Annotated in this window: 13 protein-coding genes; 5 read left to right on the forward strand and 8 right to left on the reverse strand. The window is 45.3% G+C overall.

All coding sequences use genetic code 11. The features are described from left to right. Window positions 1-35: 35 nt before the first annotated feature. The 8 genes from tnpC to AC5JQI_RS01155 form a co-directional block, all read right to left on the reverse strand. A complete protein-coding gene (gene tnpC / locus AC5JQI_RS01120; RefSeq protein WP_493913440.1) occupies window positions 36-1,538 on the reverse strand; it encodes an IS66 family transposase in 1,503 nt (500 codons plus the stop codon). A 70-nt stretch (window positions 1,539-1,608) separates the two neighbouring features. Then, a complete protein-coding gene (gene tnpB, locus AC5JQI_RS01125) occupies window positions 1,609-1,962 on the reverse strand; it encodes an IS66 family insertion sequence element accessory protein TnpB (RefSeq protein WP_275358884.1) in 354 nt (117 codons plus the stop codon). After that, window positions 1,959-2,288 carry an IS66 family insertion sequence element accessory protein TnpA gene (tnpA, locus tag AC5JQI_RS01130; protein WP_493913441.1) on the reverse strand — a complete coding sequence of 110 codons (330 nt, stop codon included), beginning with the start codon at window positions 2,286-2,288 and terminating at the stop codon, window positions 1,959-1,961. The genes tnpB and tnpA overlap by 4 nt, the downstream gene beginning before the upstream one ends. Window positions 2,289-2,407: 119 nt before the next feature. Continuing rightward, on the reverse strand, window positions 2,408-2,614 hold the full coding sequence (locus AC5JQI_RS01135) for a 2-hydroxymuconate tautomerase family protein (RefSeq protein ID WP_237385840.1): 207 nt from the start codon (window positions 2,612-2,614) through the stop codon (window positions 2,408-2,410). A 190-nt stretch (window positions 2,615-2,804) separates the two neighbouring features. Further along, a complete protein-coding gene (yhjD, locus tag AC5JQI_RS01140; RefSeq protein ID WP_237385841.1) occupies window positions 2,805-3,782 on the reverse strand; it encodes an inner membrane protein YhjD in 978 nt (325 codons plus the stop codon). A gap of 200 nt (window positions 3,783-3,982) precedes the next feature. Beyond that, complete coding sequence (locus tag AC5JQI_RS01145) at window positions 3,983-8,422, reverse strand: hemagglutinin repeat-containing protein (RefSeq protein ID WP_493913442.1); 4,440 nt, start codon at window positions 8,420-8,422, stop codon at window positions 3,983-3,985. A 118-nt stretch (window positions 8,423-8,540) separates the two neighbouring features. Beyond that, window positions 8,541-10,229, reverse strand: coding sequence for a ShlB/FhaC/HecB family hemolysin secretion/activation protein (locus tag AC5JQI_RS01150; protein WP_493913443.1), 1,689 nt, complete (start codon window positions 10,227-10,229; stop codon window positions 8,541-8,543). Window positions 10,230-10,863: 634 nt separating this feature from the next. Further along, complete coding sequence (locus AC5JQI_RS01155) at window positions 10,864-11,382, reverse strand: Hcp family type VI secretion system effector (protein WP_237385844.1); 519 nt, start codon at window positions 11,380-11,382, stop codon at window positions 10,864-10,866. Between the two features lie 929 nt (window positions 11,383-12,311). On the opposite strand from AC5JQI_RS01155, the gene tssB reads away from it, so the two are divergent. Genes tssB through tssG form a run of 5 tightly spaced genes read left to right on the forward strand, consistent with a single transcriptional unit; the run spans window position 12,312 to window position 17,599 of the window. Then, the gene (tssB, locus tag AC5JQI_RS01160; RefSeq protein ID WP_237385845.1) at window positions 12,312-12,809 is read left to right on the forward strand and encodes a type VI secretion system contractile sheath small subunit; all 498 of its coding nucleotides are present in this window, start codon (window positions 12,312-12,314) and stop codon (window positions 12,807-12,809) included. A 19-nt stretch (window positions 12,810-12,828) separates the two neighbouring features. Beyond that, entirely contained in the window at window positions 12,829-14,307 is a 1,479-nt protein-coding gene (gene tssC, locus AC5JQI_RS01165) for a type VI secretion system contractile sheath large subunit (RefSeq protein WP_237385846.1), read from the forward strand. 2 nt (window positions 14,308-14,309) lie between these two features. Further along, window positions 14,310-14,750 (forward strand): type VI secretion system baseplate subunit TssE, encoded by a 441-nt coding sequence (tssE, locus tag AC5JQI_RS01170; protein WP_237385847.1) that lies wholly within the window; start codon window positions 14,310-14,312, stop codon window positions 14,748-14,750. Continuing rightward, a complete protein-coding gene (gene tssF / locus AC5JQI_RS01175; RefSeq protein ID WP_493913444.1) occupies window positions 14,751-16,583 on the forward strand; it encodes a type VI secretion system baseplate subunit TssF in 1,833 nt (610 codons plus the stop codon). Further along, window positions 16,547-17,599: a type VI secretion system baseplate subunit TssG gene (tssG, locus tag AC5JQI_RS01180; RefSeq protein WP_493913445.1), complete on the forward strand. Its 1,053-nt coding sequence runs from the start codon at window positions 16,547-16,549 to the stop codon at window positions 17,597-17,599. Before tssF ends, tssG begins: the two co-directional genes overlap by 37 nt. The last annotated feature ends 4 nt before the right edge of the window (window positions 17,600-17,603 follow it).

The following is a 17,603-nucleotide window of genomic DNA, read 5'->3' on the forward strand; positions in this document are numbered from 1 at the left end:
TCGGATATAACGGGCAGATTGCTCGTAAGCGTCAACTAAACCCCACCTTGCTTTTTCCATGGCAGCAGTTTTTCCAGATCCGGGGCGGGCTGGCATAACTCATCCAAACAGGTCATGACATAATCGAAGGGGATCAGGCCATTGGCTTTGGCCGTTTCAATGACACTGTAGAGGATCGCACTCGCCTGCGCACCGCGCGGGGTATGGCTGAACAGCCACGCCTTTCGCCCGATGACAAACGGTTTGATCGCCCTTTCTGCCCGGTTATTGTCGATCGACAAACGACCATCCTCCCGATAGCGGATCAGTTTGGGCCATTGATTACTCAGGTAAGTCACGGCCTCACCCAGCTTGCTTTTGGGGATCACCTGAGATTGGGTTTTAACCAGCCAGGCCGATAACTTATCCCAGATAGGAAGCGCTTTTTCCTGGCGGATCCGGTATTTTTCGGCCGGGCTTAACCCCTTGATCTGATGCTCAACCCGGTACAGTGACTGGATCAGGCTCAGCGCGATATCGGCTTTGCCCGTTTTGTTTTTTCCCTGCGCCTGCTTCGCTTCCATAAATTTACGACGGGCATGGGCCATGCAGCCGACCAGCCGGGCACCGGTCTGCTCATAGCCTTGATAGCCATCCACCTGCAGATAACCTTGAAAACCGGCGAGATAGTCAGCAGCGCAGGTGCCTGAACGGCTGGCCTGGTGGTCATACAGCACAATATTCGGTGTGAGCGCCGCCGGTTCGGGGGTATCAGTGCCCACACAATAGACCCACATGTAATGGGTCGTTTTTTCAGACGTCACCCCCTTCACCGGGGTTTCATCCGCATGGAGAACCGGTTGTTGCAACAGCGTTTCCCTGAACCTGGTCACCAAAGGCGCAAACAACTGCGCGGATTTTACTATCCAGTCACTCTGGGTCTGGCGGCTGAGGTCAATGCCATACTGTTTGAACACACTTTCCTGACGGTACAGCGGTAACCCATACTGATATTTACTGGTGATAAGCTGGCTGAGCAGGCTGCTGGTCGCCATGCCTTTCTTGATGGGCATCGCTGGCAGGGAGGCTTGTTTGACAGGCGTCTGAATGCCGGATTTTTCACATTCACGGCAGGCGTATTTGGGGCGGACATGCTCAACCACCCTGATTTGAGCGGGAATGAACAACAGTTTTTCACTGCGATCTGCCCCCATCTGATGCAACCTGCCGCCACAGCACGCACACTGTTTTTCTTCCTCGGCGATATCATGGAACACGGTTTCGCGCGGTAAATCTTTGGGCAGGGGGTTGCGTGTCGGCTTACGGCGGGGAGGTGTGAGGGTTTCCTGTGCGGCGGCCGTTTCAGCCGGCAGCGCAATTTCTTCCGCTTCGTTAAACAACTCCCCCTGGCCGGGGAACGCTTCCGAGGAAGCCCCAAACCGTTTTTGTTGGGCTAAACGGAACTGCTCTTCCAAAAAGGCCAGCCGCTGCGACTGCTTAATCAGCAGCCGTTTCAGTTCAGCGGGGTCATTGGGCAGGGCATCAATATCAATTTTCATGGGGACATTTTATGCCATCCCCGGCGAAAAAGCGTAATTAATGCCCGTTGGTTTGATGATCATCAAGGGATCAGGCGACATGGCAATCCTGGACGGAGAAGGGCTGGTGCCCGATGACCTCATAACCCGATAACAACCCGTGCAGTTGCTGCTCTGTCAGGGTCAGGGAGGCACTGTTGACGGCGGTGGGCCATTTGAATTTCGCGTTCTCCAGCCGTTTGTACCAGAGCGCAAACCCAGTTTTATCCCAGTAGAGGATTTTGAGTTTATCCCGCTTCTTGTTGCAAAAGAGGAATAACGCGGTTTGCGTCGGCGACAGTTGCATTTCCAGCTCTACCCAGACCGCCAGCCCGTTGATGGATTTTCGGAAGTCGATAAATGAGCGGCACAAATACACCTCCGGCACATCCACAAACATTTTCATGCGGCGAGCCCTCGAATAATCGCAATGATAACATGCTTATCCGTGCCGGCAGGAAAACGCAGTGTGCCCTGTGGTGTCTCAAATAAGATGGGGAGTGGGCTGGATGAGGCGGATTTTTTCTGAGCGGTGCTGACTTTAATAAAAGCAGACGGTGAAGCCAGCCCAGACGGCTTTTCCGGTGGATGGGAGGTGCGTTGGCGGTGGTGATAGAACCGGGTTGTCGACACACCGATTTTTTGGCAAAACTGCGGGACTGTCAGTTCGGATTTTTTCTGCTGTTCAAACAGGTCCCGCCACTCGGCTTGAGTAAACCTGGATTGGCTCATGTGAGTTTTTTCCATCATCAGAATAGGTGAAACTATTTTAATCAATGGATTTATCCTGGCTAGGTGGGGTTCCCCGTACGCTTACGATTGCTCTACCCTTATTGATTAATAAAATGGATTTATTTCTTCGCAGCAGCCCTTAGCTCAGTCACGTTTTTACCCCCGATTCCCCAATTATCTGTCTCCACTTCATCAATAATCACAAAGGTGGTTGCAGGGTTTTTGCCGAGTACATCCACCAGCAGTTGGGTTGCACCTTCAATCAGTTTTTGTTTCTGTTCAGCGGTTGCACCTTCACGGGTAATTTTGATGTTCACAAATGGCATAGGAAGGACTCCTTTTCTGGTTTGTTATGAAATGCTTCTGATGAAGCATCCCGCTTTGGCGCGGGAGTGTGGGTACAGCAAAAAACAGTCTTAATACTTTTTCGTCTTTCAAGTTGCAGCTTTGTTGGCTGCAACTTGAAACCCATTGGGTATACATTAATATGTGGATAGTTACTCAATATGTGAATAGTTACTCTGACTTTTTCTCTTCTGCGGTGGCGATCCACGCAGCGCAAAACAGTGTCAGCCGGGCAAAGAAATAGAAAAATGCCATTAAGCCAATCACTGAACCAAAGGCAGCACCAGAAGGGGAGCTGGCAAGGCGTGGCAGCATCATGGTCATAATATATTTGATAATCTCAAATCCAATAGCCGCTATCAAAGTACCTTTGAGCAGCGATTTTCTTTCAGGCCGATGGCGCGGCAATATCCACAATATCCACAGAAATAACAGATAATTGGCCGAAATGGAAATCGTCATGCCAATTGATGTCCATACAGGGCGAAGCCATTCTATGCCTTCTAATCCGAGAGCATGGACAATGGTCGCTTGGGCTGAGCCTGCGATGGAGGTCAGCGAAAGTGTCATGACCAAAGCAAATAGCATTCCGAATAAGGAGAAAAAATCGCGGATGTACTGAAAGTAGATCTTTTCCTTATCTTCGTGGGTACGTTCCCAGACGTCCCGGGATTGAGCGAGGATCGCTTCACGTAAGTTGCCTACCCAGTTCACACCCGAATAAAGGGCAATGGCCAAACCCGTTAGCCCTACCGTTGTTCTTTGATTGACCGCAGTATCGACACTGTTTTTCAGCGTATTGGCGAGAGCGGGATCACTGATGCTGTTGGCGATGCCATTGATCAAACGGGCCAACAAATCAGGATTGGAAGCCAGCACAAAGCCCGCGATGGCAAAAGAGAGCATTAGGATGGGGATCAGGGATAGAAAGGAAAAGTAAGTAATTGCAGCCCCAAATTGACTGCCCATTCGGTCATTGAAACGTTGTGCCGCCCGAATCAAATGAGCGATAAAAGTAATGCGACGGATGGCGTTGCCAATACGAATCGTCACGGAAAGCGCTTTTTTACTGCTATGTAGCCCTTTCTCTAATGGTGTGGGGATCTTACCCGTATCGGGTTGCTCCCTTTTTTTATGGTCATTTGGCATGACATCCCCCTCAAATCTGCTCGGGCTTAATGTTACTTACTATATGCATTATGTTGAATAGCTTTGAAATTCGTTCGCTATATATGTATGAGGAAAAAGAGTAACAGGCAAAATGGAAAAGCAACAGAGAACGGTGGCTAAAAAATACGGTAGCCGTGTGATTGGCTACCGTACAGAGGATCAATTGGAGATCATGATGATCAATCTAATTGGCGACCCTTAACTTCACTGTGGACAGTTGGAAGCTCCGTGTCGTGACTTTCATTTTTCACAAAAGGCACTTTGCCGGAAAAAATATCTTTTTGTGCAGAGACAGCCAGACTTGCGATGGAATCTGATAAGTTAACACCCAAGTCTTTGCCTTTGTCGTATCCCGTTACAGCTTGCTGGTTAATTTGCTGGGTATTCACTGTTACAGGTCCTTGTACACTGTCAATTTTGCCGCCAGTTAAGTAAGTATTTCCAGAGATACCCAGATTGACTCCTTGAGTTCCGGTCAGCGTTGTTTGTTTACCTACAGCTTCCCTATCGAGGGTATTGTAATTGCCTTGCAGCTTGCCATTGTAGCCTTTGAAAGCCGCGGACAGCTGATCTTTCAGACTCGGTGCTTTGTCTTTGGCTTTGGCATTGCCGGTGGCCTCGGTTTTAGTTGTGCCGGTAGCCACGTTTTCTGCTGTATTAGTAAGGTTCGTTTTAGAAGGATCGTCCCCTTTGACGGTTTTGCTATAACCCAAGCCAGCATCCAGGCCGACATTCAGGCTATGAGTGCTGTCTTTGAGGCTTTCGACATTAAAATTGCCGCCGACTTTGCCCGAAACTTGATCAGCCGTTACATTAGCGCCTTTGAGTGAGGTATCTCCCGCGCTGGTCAGCGTGACATTGCCGCCGGAAACATATGCGTTATGGTGAGTCGTTTTATCCAGATGATTAACCCCGAATTTTAATTCACCACCAATGTTATATTTGTTGTCGATGATTTTGTTAGCCGAATCTTCGGTTGCCGAAGTATTACTTGCCGCATCATCACCTCCTTCATTTTTGCGGGCGGTGGAAGACATACCACCTTTAGCTTTAGCGCCGACGTTCCAGCCATTGGCGTTGGCAGTATCTTGAGCCGAAGTCAGTTCGATTTTTCCACGCTGTGCGGTTAAATCTACCTGTTTGCCAGAAACATTGGCGCCTTGTAATGCCAAGTTATTTCCCGCATTCAGATTGACACCCTGCCCACCTGTGATATTGCTGGTTTGAGCTGTCGTATTGCTTTGATTGTCTGTGTTATAACCGCCACCGAGACTACCACTGAAGTTCTTTTTGTCCGGCTCAGTTCCCACGGTCAGGGAAATCTCACCATTGTAACCAGTGCTTTGTTTCTCAGTACGATGGGTGGCTTGGTTGAACTGAATATTTCCACCTGCATCAACATTGTTTGAACCCTTGCCCGCATTCATTGATGTACCTTGATAGCGTGCATCTCTGGTGACCTGGACATTAATACCGTTTTGGGCGTTGATGCTGCCGTTAACTGCGCTGGTATTGTTGTTAGCGGTTTCCTGATAGCTGCCACTGCCTTTACCACTGACGGAGATATCTGCGCCCGTTTTGGTGTAAACACGTAAGCTAGCATTACCTGTGGTGTCAGAGGTCTGGCTGTTTTGGTGATTGAATGCGGCTTCACTGGTATGGCTGCCCGCGGTCAGCGATACACCACCTTTATTGGCTTGATATTGCGTACCTTGATCGTAAATATCGCCATTTGTTATCACCTTGACATCGCCAGCCTTAATGGTGGTTACCACCACATTGGATTTATGGTCATTGGTGTAATGGCTATTGCCATTCATCTCCATTTCAATACCCACATTAGGCAGATCTGTCTTCGTGACGGAAGTATCCAGTTTCTTGTCTGCGGCGGCTTTGGCCGTTTTTTCTACTGGGCGGGTCGTTGCACTGTAATCGGCTGTGCCACTGATTTCACCGCCTACCTGTAATTGACTGGTCGAGCTGGATTCCGTGTTAGTGGTTGCAACATTCTTAATGCTGCCTGCATTGGCCTGATAGCTACCCTGTACCTGATGGTTAGTACCTTGTTGCTTCAATTCTCCCATTGCATTCAGTCCAAGGTCACCGGAGACTTGAGTGTTTGTCACCACTGCTGTTGTCTGGGTCTGAGATTGACCATTGTTGTTGTAACCCCCCTCAGCACCGTTACCGAACCTGTCCATGCCACCAGTGTAAAATACGCCGCCACGGGTTTTTTCTTGTGAGGTTGAGGTTGATGTACTGTTTTCACCCACCAGCAGAGCAACGTTATCCCCGGAGATTTTTGCATTGCCCTGTGTTGTCACCAGATTAGCGCCTGTAGCCGTCACATTTCTACCTGCATTTACAGTGAGAACACCGCCATTCAGTTCTGATGACTGTTGAGTCGTACTTTCGTTTCTATATTTATCGAAAGTATGGTTAAAACCGACCCCGACACGGTATTGCTTATCTTTTACATCCTTCGCGTAGGCCTGCCAATCAAGGTTGGTTTTTTCCTGTTGGTACTGGTTTTTCTCACCATAGTTCAGGATATTAATATTGCCTGAAGTGTTCAGTTGCAGTTCACCGACACTTTTCGCCAGACTGCCGATGACATTGATATCTTTATTGCTGAGTAATTTCAGGTCTGCATCGGAACTCAAATGGCTGCCGGAAGATTTTTGCTGCTTGTTATGTTCTTGATTGGTATTTTTAGTGATGTTGAAGATCGTTCCCTTTCTTTCATCCACCTCTTTATAAGTGTGGCTGACAGCGTTATCGACAGTTAATTGTCCATCATTGGCCTGAACATAGGCACCTTGTTGGGCTTTGACTGTACTGCCCGTAATAGTGACACCATTCATGCCGGTCAGCAGCAAATGTCCGCCTGCCGTCACTTCGGAAATATGGTGAGTTTCTGATTTATCACGGTGATCTTTCTTGCTGCCGCCAGCCATACCGTGCCAATAAGTTTGATCTTTGGCAAGGATCTGATCGTCAACAAGAGATTGAACGGTAATATTGATTTGCTGGCCCGCAGAAACAATCAGATTTTTGCCTGAGTCAATGTGAGTTCCGGTAATATCAGAATTTCCTCCCGCCGTGATGCCTAAATCTCCGCCTGAACTTAACTTATTGCTGACGCTTCTCTGAGTGGCATTAACCTTATTCCAGTGACCGGTTTGCAATGTCGCAGTATGGTTCTTTTTATACCCTCTCTCTGTGGTTGTCTCTGATTCCATCAGCCCCGCCAGTTTCACATCTTTCTTAGCGGATACAGTCAGTTGATTTTTTGCTTTGATCTGACTGCCAAGTACCTCTGCATTGCCTTCATTGGCAGTGAGATGAACATTTCCACTGGCATTAATGGTATTGCCCTCTTGCTGATACTTTTCATTCTCGTTGATGACACTATATTTCCAGGATATTTTCCATTGATTGTTGTTTGTCCTGTCAAGCTGGTGAAGTTGTTGTCCATCTAATTTCAGATTGGCACCAGACAGTCTGACATTATTCCCGTCAATATCAGTTGCCATCACTTGATTGTTTTGTTTGGCGACCAATGTGATGTTCTTGCCTGTCAGTTGGGTACGGGCAACAGATTCACTGATTTGCTCTTGTTGAGTATAATTACCTGTGAAATAACCTTTGTAGTTACCACTGCCCGTTTTGTCTGATGCAGATTGATTCAGACGTCCTTGAGACAGGACATTATTGCCTTTCAAGGTAATATCCCCGCCTTTCAGGGCAGCGGCTTCCAACTTCACATCACCGTAGGATTCAATATCAATACCGTCATCGGCGGTCATCTTGCCTTGTAGATTAACACCGCTTCCTTCCGCGGTGTTCAGCAGACGAATGCGTCCGGCCTGCATACTGCCAAGATAATAGCTGTCGAGTGCGCCGATGTTCACTTGTTGTGAATCCAGAATTCGGCCATCGGTGGAAATCTGGTTATTGCCCGTCGTGATATTGAGGTTTTTTGATGTAACAACCTGACCATTGCTGTTAATTTTAGGCGCAATCAGATTCAGGACATCATCATGGGACAAGCCATTGTTTATGATATTCAAGGCATTCTGGTTATCAAAAGTGCTGAAGGCTTGCAGGGTACCATTTTCCACCAGCGGATTACCGACAACCAATGAGGCTTGATTGGTATTGATGAAGCCACAGCCGTTACAGGTGATACCATTGGGGTTTGCCAGCACATAATCGGCGGCTATGCCAAACACTTCCTGTTTTCCAAGCAATAACGAAGGGTTGCGGCTAATCACCTCATTTAAGATCACACTGGCGGCCTGCCCATTCAGGTTGCCGTTAGCAGATAATTGGCCTGCCAGTTGTGATGTGCCCTCTTCTAAGGCGTTATTGAACACCGCCCCCATTTGGTTAACGTTGAAATCCTGATATTGGTTATGTGATAACCCGGATTCGGAAGGCGCAACAATATTTATCACCGTTGCATTGGTATCAGACTGGATAACATCCGGGCTATGTACGGCATCACCTCCGGGCGTAATCCCATTGGCAAAACTGACTGAACAAGTTGTCAGGATAATTGCCATAGATGCGGCAAGTTTTCCTGTGGGAGATAACTTAAATTTTTTACTTTTCATGCTATTACCTCTATTTGTTTTCATTATTGCTATGTGCGGCTTTCTAGGGACTATTCTTTACGAATGATTACCCTACGAATGGCTGCGGTTAAAAAAGCGCTAATAATTAATTCAGAAATTAAAAAGTGTAAGAAAAGCGGGTTAACAGCTGCATAGGTTCATCCGTGTTCCTCTTTTGGTGAGAAAGATATTTGCCCCGGCTTACCTCAATATCCGCAAACAGATGCTGATAGCGCAGTGTCAGACCCGCACTCAATCCGGCACTGCTTTTCCAGTCATCCTGACGGGGATGGCCTTTAACCCGGCCGATATCGACACCGGTACGCAGCGAAAGTGAGCCTTTTGAAATGGGTATTGAGCGGGAAAGTGTATTTCTCAGATACCATCCGTTATCAGCCGATGACACATGATTGCTGAATCCTCGTACAGCATTGCGGTCGGTCACATTGATCCACTCAATACCCGGCAGCCCACTTTGACTATATTGAGCATAAAATTGGCTATTAAATCGGTAAGGCATACCAAAGATCGTGAAACGTTGTTGTAGATTTGCCGACAACTTACCTTTGGTAAATTGTTTATTCAGTTTGGCTGTTGTGATTTGGGCACCAAACCACGGCATTCCCCGCTCAATGCCCATATTGAGAGAAATCAGCCCTGAAGGAATGATTTGTAAATGGTTAATACTCAGTTCGAGAACACTCAATGTCTGGCTATTGATACCGATTTTTGACTCATTGGCATAGTTCTTGTAGTCCTTATAAATCAATTGAGTGTTTAATGTGCTGATTTGCGATTGGTTACGATGAAAGACCCAATCGGTACGAATGCCTGTTTGCTGTGAATTCCCGTGCAGCTTGAGCGAATACATCTGTAAATGGGGGTGGCTGATGTATTGGGAATGGCTGTTGAATCCACTGAATGTCATGGCTCCATAAGGGAGCGAATAAAGCAGGGTATAAGCGCGGTTGTACTGGGTATCGGGTTTATCAATGGTACTGTTGCCGCTGAGGCTGACAAAATCAGATAATCCGAATGGGCTATCAATGCTGGCATTGAGTCGGGTGATCCACTTCCCTGTACTTTTCTGCCCATAATTATCAGTGGTCGTGGTTATTCTCCACGGGGTGGAATGTCGATTATGCAGCTTGATGATGGAGCCACCACTGACTGTGCCGGGCAGAATATCAAGGGTGACTTTGTTTGATTGCAGACGATTCGCCTGATCTAGCCCTTGATCAAGCTGGTTCAGGTTGAGCGGCTTATTTGTCAAACGTGGGAATAGCATTTGACTATTGACCCAACGGCCATCGCCTTCTATCGCCTCGACAAAGCCTTCAACAACATTGATCCCCAGTTCGCCATTTGCATTGGGAGGAATAAATTGTATCCGTGCCGTAACGTAGCCTTTGGCAATATAAAGGTTAGTGATTTCTGCTGACAGTTTGTTGATGTCATTACTGGTGATACAGCTATTGGGCAGGGAACTGAGTGTATTCAGATCACTCAGAGAGAGTAAGGTAATGCCCTGAAGATAAACCCCACTGACTGCCAAGCATGGCGGTGCTTCCACCAGCACAGGTGAGACAGTTTGTGGTGAAACACTATCTGTACGATTGATTAACCCCTGATTGCGGCGTTCTTCAATTAATTGGTCTATTTCCCGTGAACTATCCTGCAAGGTTCTTCTTGCTTCATCTGTAGAGAAAGTGTCATTCGTAGGGAAAATAGGTTGAATCACGTCAGGCGATGAACTTACCTGAAATGACGTAAATAATAAGATGAAGATTGTTGTCCTTTTAATCATGATAATACCCAAATGACAATAGTTAATGGGGAATGTATCGTGTTGGGTTAGTTTTAAGCTTTCTAGCTTTCTAGCTTACTAATTAAGCATTAGAGCATAGAAAATATTTTATTTTGCTCTGATTAATGATTGATTTTTGTTCTGAACCATAATTTAAAATTATAAATTTCATTTAGTAATTTATAATAACTAAATTTAGTTATTGTTTTCATTATTATTAGGAAGTAAGTCAAATTGAGTTTTTGTTTGCTTGAAAATCAGAATAATAATAAGGAAAAATCAGCGTTATTTTTTTACTTTATGTTTTTCACTTAAAAATTTCACTTATGTACTTTTTATAAAAGGATTTCGAGAGGCAGAATATAAAATAGAAAATAAAGAATTTTTTTTAGTTGGATGATTTTTTGTGCGCTAATAACGAATGTAATTATGAATGTGATTCATATTTATTCATTGTGAAAATAATTACTATATAAAAATTTGACAGTGAGAAAGAAACAGAAAAGTAAATATAAAATAGAATAATAGGGATTAAAGTAAATTGGCGGGGTTTTGAGATATATCTGATTGATTCAGCCAATGAATAACATTCATTGGCTGAAAGATTATTACTTAATTCTTAATGAATAAGATATTAAGCAACAATTGGCGCACGCCAGTCGTCAGAACCAGAAGTACCTGCAGTAGTGTGTTCCCACTCGATCTTACGATAAGACAGAGAAACACGAACCAACTGAGTGAATTCAGCTTTTGCTGGGTCCTGGCAGTGTGGCATTTTGCAATCGATATCAACGATAGTTGCATCTACCAGTTTAGTAGTAAAGAAGTGCTCTTGTTTACCTTCGATAGAAGTACGGTACCACTTCAGCTCTACAGTAGGCAGCATTTCGCCGGAAGCCAGTGCGTTGTAAAGCAGAGGAACTGCTTTATTCAAAGCAACAGTAAAGCGGAATGGCTTATGTGCACGTTGACCAGAAGGCTGTCCAGACTGTGGGTCAGTAGGAACAGTCACGATGTGGTCAAATTCCTGAACCAGCATTTCGTCTTCGTGGCCCTGAACAAAGATATTACCTACGGATTCAGCGGTGAATGCGCCAGCGGTAATATTGCCCTGAGTTTTACCATTAATGGAAATATAACATGGAGTTGGCATATGAATATCCTATAAAAATTTACCAATATTAGTGTAAGTGTTAATTCCTAGCGTGATTATTCCATTTATTAATCAAATGAAATTATCGCTTGCCAAACACTCGGGGCGAATAATAAAGCTGAAATTTTCTAATGCAAAGTTATTTAAAAAATGCAACTCATGTCACAATTCAATGGCAAATGGAAATTTTATAATCATTGCCGTTGTAAAATTTATGTCTGAATATTTATATAAAACAAGATTGTTCAACTGGTTTAAAAATAGCCTCAAAACTTTGCGCGCATTCAATGCTTTGATTTATAAGTTGTTTTTATTTTTAAGTTGAATGTATTTTATGATCATCTGAAAAATGTTAACCGGATCAAAAAAATGAAAAAAATTTAGGTTATTATGAGGCGCAATTAATAAAAATAGAATGTAAAATGATATTTACCATAATTATCAGGAGAGTTTTTGCGGGTTATGTTTTATTCGTAATAAGATGAAAACATTTCTTTTTATACAATTGATATGTAATGGGACTGCACACTCTTGCAGCGAGTAAAACCAAGCTTTTCTCTATTTTAGGAGAGAAAAATGTTTATAACTTGCTATGAGTTGACATAAAGAGATTAAAAGCTTGAATAGCGGTATTTATCAATTTGTGTTTTGGCTTTACATCAAAAAAATAAAGTGTCAAACTCGAACTTGACGGTTTTTCATATCGATGTTATTTCCACGGTTGTATAATAACTGAATAGGATATATCTGATTATTTAACTATATGTTGAAATAAAATCATTCGTATCTACAAATACGGTTGCCTTCTCTAGCCTATTTTTTAGGGAGTTTTGCCGTACTTTTTTTATATGGATAAACATTGGAATCATTCTCTTACCAATAATGGGTTGTCAGACAGTTCATGGTTGTATTAGCCAAAGGATTCAAATATGAGTAAGAATAGTCCAGGTAGCGTAGCTCCGAAAGAAAGAATTAATATTAAGTATGTTCCTAATAACGGTGACCAGACCGCAGAAGTTGAATTACCTCTGAATCTTCTGGTTGTTGGTGACTTAAAAGGAAAAACCGAAGATACACCAATTGAAGAACGGCAAACAGTTTCTATCAATAAGAACAATTTTAATGCCGTAATGAATGAAGCGAACATCAATCTGACTTTTAATGTTCCTAACCGCCTTGATGAAAAAAGCGAAGAAGACTTGCCAGTTAATCTGGAAATAAAATCCCTGAACGATTTTTCACCAGATAATGTCGCGAAGAAAGTCCCTGAATTAAATAAACTTCTTGAACTTCGTGAAGCATTGGTTGCTTTAAAAGGTCCATTGGGAAATATCCCAGCATTTCGTACTCGCTTGCAGTCACTGCTGGATGATGAATCCGTTCGTGAGCAACTCCTGAAAGAACTTGAAATCGTCAATAAAAAATAACTGGTAAAGGAATTTTTAAATGGCTCAGCACGAAGAAAACAGCACAGCTATTGCTTCCGGCGCAACGACCTCCTTGCTTGATGAGATCATGTCTCAGGCAAGAATGACCCCGGAAAATGACGGCTACTATATCGCTAAGCAGGGTGTCGCCGCGTTTATCGGCAGTATTCTGGATACTGGCTCTAACGAAGAACCTATTAATAAATTACTCGTTGATAAAATGATCGTTGAGCTGGATAAAAAGCTGAGTGAGCAGATGGATGAAATTCTGCATGCTAAGCAATTCCAGGAACTGGAATCTTCCTGGCGTTCACTGAAAATTCTGGTAGATCGCACTGATTTCCGTGAAAACATCAAAATCAACGTCATTCATGCGACGAAAGACGAATTGTTAGAAGATTTTGAATTCTCACCTGAAATTATCCAGTCCGGCTTTTACAAACACGTTTATTCCACAGGCTACGGTCAGTTTGGTGGTGAACCTGTTGCTGCTGTCATCGGTAACTATGCGTTCAACAATACCACTCCTGACATTAAACTGATGCAGTATGTCAGTTCTGTCGGTGCAATGGCTCATGCGCCGTTCCTGTCTTCAGTTTCTCCGGAATTCTTTGGTGTTAACAACTTTACTGACCTGCCAGCCATCAAGGACCTGAAGTCTGTTTTCGAAGGCCCTTCACATACTAAATGGCGTGCGCTGCGTGAATCTGAAGACTCACGTTACTTAGGTCTGACCGCACCGCGTTTCTTGCTGCGTCTGCCTTATTCCAACGTTGAAAATCCAATCAAAAACTTCAACTATCAGGAAAATGTCAGCCGTGACCACGAACACTTCCTGTGGGGCAACACAGCATACTTACTGGCAAGTTGCCTGACTGACAGCTTCGCGAAATATCGCTGGTGTCCTAACATCATTGGTCCACAAAGCGGTGGTGCGGTAAGCGATCTGCCTGTTCACCTGTATGAAGCAATGGGTCAGGTTCAGGCGAAGATCCCAACTGAAGTTCTGATCACTGACCGTCGTGAATTTGAACTGGCAGAAGAAGGTTTCATCACGCTGACCATGCGTAAAGGCAGTGATAACGCCGCATTTTTCTCTGCAAACTCAGTTCAGAAGCCAAAAGTATTCCCGAATACCCGTGAAGGGAAAAATGCGGAAACCAACTATAAGTTGGGTACGCAGCTTCCTTACATGTTCATCATTAACCGTCTGGCTCACTACATCAAAGTGTTGCAGCGTGAACAGATAGGCTCTTGGAAAGAGCGTCAGGATCTGGAGCGTGAACTGAACATGTGGCTGAAACAGTACATTGCTGATCAGGAAAACCCACCAACTGATGTTCGTAGCCGTCGTCCTCTGCGTGCTGCTGAAATTAAGGTTCTGGATGTTGAAGGTGATCCGGGCTGGTATCAGGTTGCTATGCAGGTTCGCCCACATTTCAAATATATGGGTGCAAGCTTCGAGCTGTCTCTGGTTGGACGTTTGGATAAGGAATAATCATGGCTGCGCTGTACAGTTGGAACAGAGGCAGCTCTGCCAGTCTGTTCGAGCGCATTCAAGGGAAGAGCTCCGGCTCTTCCCGTCAGTCAAGGATGCGTGCACTGCTTGATTCTATCAAGAAGCATTTGAATGAAGTGCTTAATTCCCGTCCCGGTGCCTGCCAAAGCGCTGTTGAATTAGGTGTCATTGACCTCAATGATGCGACTGCGACATCGGTGGATTTCAAGCAAAGTATCGAATGGGCGATTGAAGAGTGCATCAGAAATTATGAGCCAAGAATATCAGCGGTTTCTGTCAGTGCCATCAATGATGATTCAGATCCGTTGTTGTTGAGCTTTCATATCAGCGCTGAAATATCTCTGGATGATATCAACGACCTTGTGGAATTTAGCATCCAGCTGGATAACAACCGGCGCTATTGCCTGGAGCGAACTCAATAAATGTCATTTGAAAAATATTTCAGAGATGAATTGAACTATCTGCGACAACTGGGAAAAGAAGCCGCAGTTGAGCGTCCTCATCTTGCCGCATTTCTGTCAGAACAAGGTTCTGATCCCGACGTTGAGCGTTTGCTTGAAGGTTTTGCATTTCTGACGGGCAACCTGCGGGCAAAGATTGATGATCAGTTCCCTGAATTGACCCACGGCCTGCTCAATATGCTTTGGCCGAACTATCTGCGCCCGACCCCGAGCATGACCATCATCGAATATACCCCTGATGAAAGCGTTGTGACGAAAGCGACACAGGTCAAGCGTGGCGCGCAGATTATGAGTCACACGTTGTCAACTCAAGATGATATTTATTCGAACGAAAAATCCGGTGGTATAAAAGACGATCATGGCCGTTGTACTTTCACGCTCTGCCGTGATGTTTGGCTGTTTCCGCTTTCCCTCCGTGACATTTCCGTCAATAACAGTAATGAAAACGGGATCATTGGCCTGAATTTTGCCTCGAAAACCGAGCTGAATCTGCACGAATTGGAACTGGATAAACTGCGCTTTTATCTGAGTGGTGATGACTATACTACGTCTCAACTCTATTTCTGGCTCTGCTATTACTTCAGAAAAGCGGAATTGGTGGTGGGTGATGAGGTAATCCCTCTACCGGATTTTGATTTTGTACCAGTGGGATTTGAGCGGGAAGATGCACTGTTGCCATACCCGAAAAACGCCTATATGGGATACCGCATATTGCAGGAATACTTCTGCTTTGCGGAAAGCTTCCTGTTTTTTGATGTGAAAGGTTTCCCGGAACTGCCTGAAGATCTCAAAACCAAAGATTTCAAACTGAATTTACATTTTTCTCAGGCACTGCCACCAGAAGCCAAGATCCGCCATGATACTTTTCGCCTGCACTGTACACCGGCGATCAACCTGTTCCCGATGGATAGTGAAGCGATTGAACTCAATGGTAGCCAGACTGAATATCCCCTGAAGGCCAGTTACAGTTTCCCGGATAATTACGACATTTTCTCCGTGGATGGGGTGGAAAGTTGGTTGACAGGTGAGAATGGCGAACGCAGTCGTGCCCGTATTGGCGGACGTGTTTATACGCCTTTTGAGAGTTTCAATCACCAGATTGATAACGAAGACGAAAACTCAATGCGTTTTTACCGTCTTCGGGTGAAAGAATCTCCTTTCCGCAGGGGGCTGGAACATTTCATCTCATTTGTACGGGGAGATGAATCCAATCTGCTCAGACTCAAGCTGAAAGAAAATGTCTCTATCAGCTTGACCTGTACCAACCGTGAACTGCCGTTAGAGCTGCGTGTTGGCGACATCAATTATCCCTCCATCGGCAGCCCGTCATTTGCGACATTCCGCAATATCACCCGGCCGTCAGTCCCCCTCTATCCTTTGCTGGATGGCGGGTTGCACTGGTCACTGCTGTCGAATATGTCGCTGAACTATATGTCACTGTTGGACAGGGACGCGTTGAAACAGGTACTGCGTACTTACGATTTCCCAAGTATTCACAACCGACAGTCCAAACGCTCATCGCAGAAACGGCTCGATGCCATTGAAAAGATTGAAACAGAACCGACAGATCGTCTTTTCCGTGGGCAGCCTGTGCGCGGATTGCGCTCAACGTTGTATATCCGGCAGCAGGCATTCAGCTCAGAAGGCGAGCTTTATCTATTCAGTACGGTTCTGTCACGGTTTTTCTCACTGTATGCCAGCGTCAACGCTTTTCATATGTTGAAGGTAATCAATTTAGATAATCAGGAATGTTATGAATGGCCGGTACAGATAGGTCAACACTCGTTGATGTAATCACTGAGCAGGAGCCTGCCACACCGCTGGCATTGGACATCTCACAGTATAATTTTTACCAGTTGGTTGAGTTGCTCAACCAACTTGCGGTAGCGTGGGAAAAAACCGGAGAAACAGATCGTGCCGATCTTGAGTCTATCCGTTTCCGTTCCAGTGCCAGTCTGGCGTTCCCGACCCGTGATGTCATCTCACTCGCGCAGTCCAGAAAGGGATACTTCGAACTGGAAGTTTCCTTTATGGGGTTGCACGGAAGCCAGTCTCCGATGCCAGGCTACTATCTGGATTCACTGGCATGGGAAGACGCTCAGGGAGAAAACCGCCTGACGGATTTTCTCAACCTTTTTAACCATCGTCTAATCACTCTCCTGCACCAAATCTGGCGGAAATACCGCTATTACATCTGTTTCAGGCAGGGTGGGGAAGATAACTTCTCCCAGCGTATGTTCTCGCTCGTCGGTCTGGGCAGTGATGTCAACCGCCGGATGCTGAACATCAACCACAGCAAAATGCTGGCGTATGCCGGATTGCTGGCTAGCCCCGGTCGTTCACCGGAAGTGATATGCAGCCTTGTTTCCCACAGTTTTGATTTGCATGACGTTACCTTGCACGGTTGGCAATTCAGGAAGGTCACGATCCCAATGGATCAACAGAACCGTCTGGGAGGAACCAATAAAGGACAGAAAATCGGGGACACCGAGCTGTCCGTGTTGGGACACAACTTCACCATCGGCTCATGGGTCGGGGATTACAGTGGAAAATTCCTGCTAAGCATCAATGATTTGACCCGTGATCGGTTTCTGTCATTCCTGCCCGACGGAAAGAATTATCTCCCCCTGGTGATGTTCATTTCTTTCGTCATGCGCAGCCAGTTCTCTTGGGAACTACGTCTTGGGCTGGCTGAAAATCAGGTTAGCGGCATGGTGTTGGGGGCTAAGGAGAATAACCATCTGGGGTGGACCAGTTTTCTCGGCGAACCGGAAAAGAAACCCTTTGTCACAATTTCAGTTATGGAATAACGAC

This window comes from Xenorhabdus sp. XBWT, from assembly GCF_059072735.1.

Excerpts from the sequence above, each read along its gene's own strand:
- tssE (WP_237385847.1), top strand. The coding sequence starts at position 14,310 with ATGGCTGCGCTGTACAGTTGGAACAGAGGCAGCTCTGCCAGTCTGTTC.
- AC5JQI_RS01150 (WP_493913443.1), bottom strand. The coding sequence starts at position 10,229 with ATGATTAAAAGGACAACAATCTTCATCTTATTATTTACGTCATTTCAG.
- tnpC (WP_493913440.1), bottom strand. The coding sequence starts at position 1,538 with ATGAAAATTGATATTGATGCCCTGCCCAATGACCCCGCTGAACTGAAA.
- AC5JQI_RS01155 (WP_237385844.1), bottom strand. The coding sequence starts at position 11,382 with ATGCCAACTCCATGTTATATTTCCATTAATGGTAAAACTCAGGGCAAT.
- tnpA (WP_493913441.1), bottom strand. The coding sequence starts at position 2,288 with ATGAGCCAATCCAGGTTTACTCAAGCCGAGTGGCGGGACCTGTTTGAA.
- AC5JQI_RS01145 (WP_493913442.1), bottom strand. The coding sequence starts at position 8,422 with ATGAAAAGTAAAAAATTTAAGTTATCTCCCACAGGAAAACTTGCCGCA.
- tssC (WP_237385846.1), top strand. The coding sequence starts at position 12,829 with ATGGCTCAGCACGAAGAAAACAGCACAGCTATTGCTTCCGGCGCAACG.
- tssG (WP_493913445.1), top strand. The coding sequence starts at position 16,547 with ATGGCCGGTACAGATAGGTCAACACTCGTTGATGTAATCACTGAGCAG.
- tnpB (WP_275358884.1), bottom strand. The coding sequence starts at position 1,962 with ATGAAAATGTTTGTGGATGTGCCGGAGGTGTATTTGTGCCGCTCATTT.
- AC5JQI_RS01135 (WP_237385840.1), bottom strand. The coding sequence starts at position 2,614 with ATGCCATTTGTGAACATCAAAATTACCCGTGAAGGTGCAACCGCTGAA.
- tssB (WP_237385845.1), top strand. The coding sequence starts at position 12,312 with ATGAGTAAGAATAGTCCAGGTAGCGTAGCTCCGAAAGAAAGAATTAAT.
- yhjD (WP_237385841.1), bottom strand. The coding sequence starts at position 3,782 with ATGCCAAATGACCATAAAAAAAGGGAGCAACCCGATACGGGTAAGATC.
- tssF (WP_493913444.1), top strand. The coding sequence starts at position 14,751 with ATGTCATTTGAAAAATATTTCAGAGATGAATTGAACTATCTGCGACAA.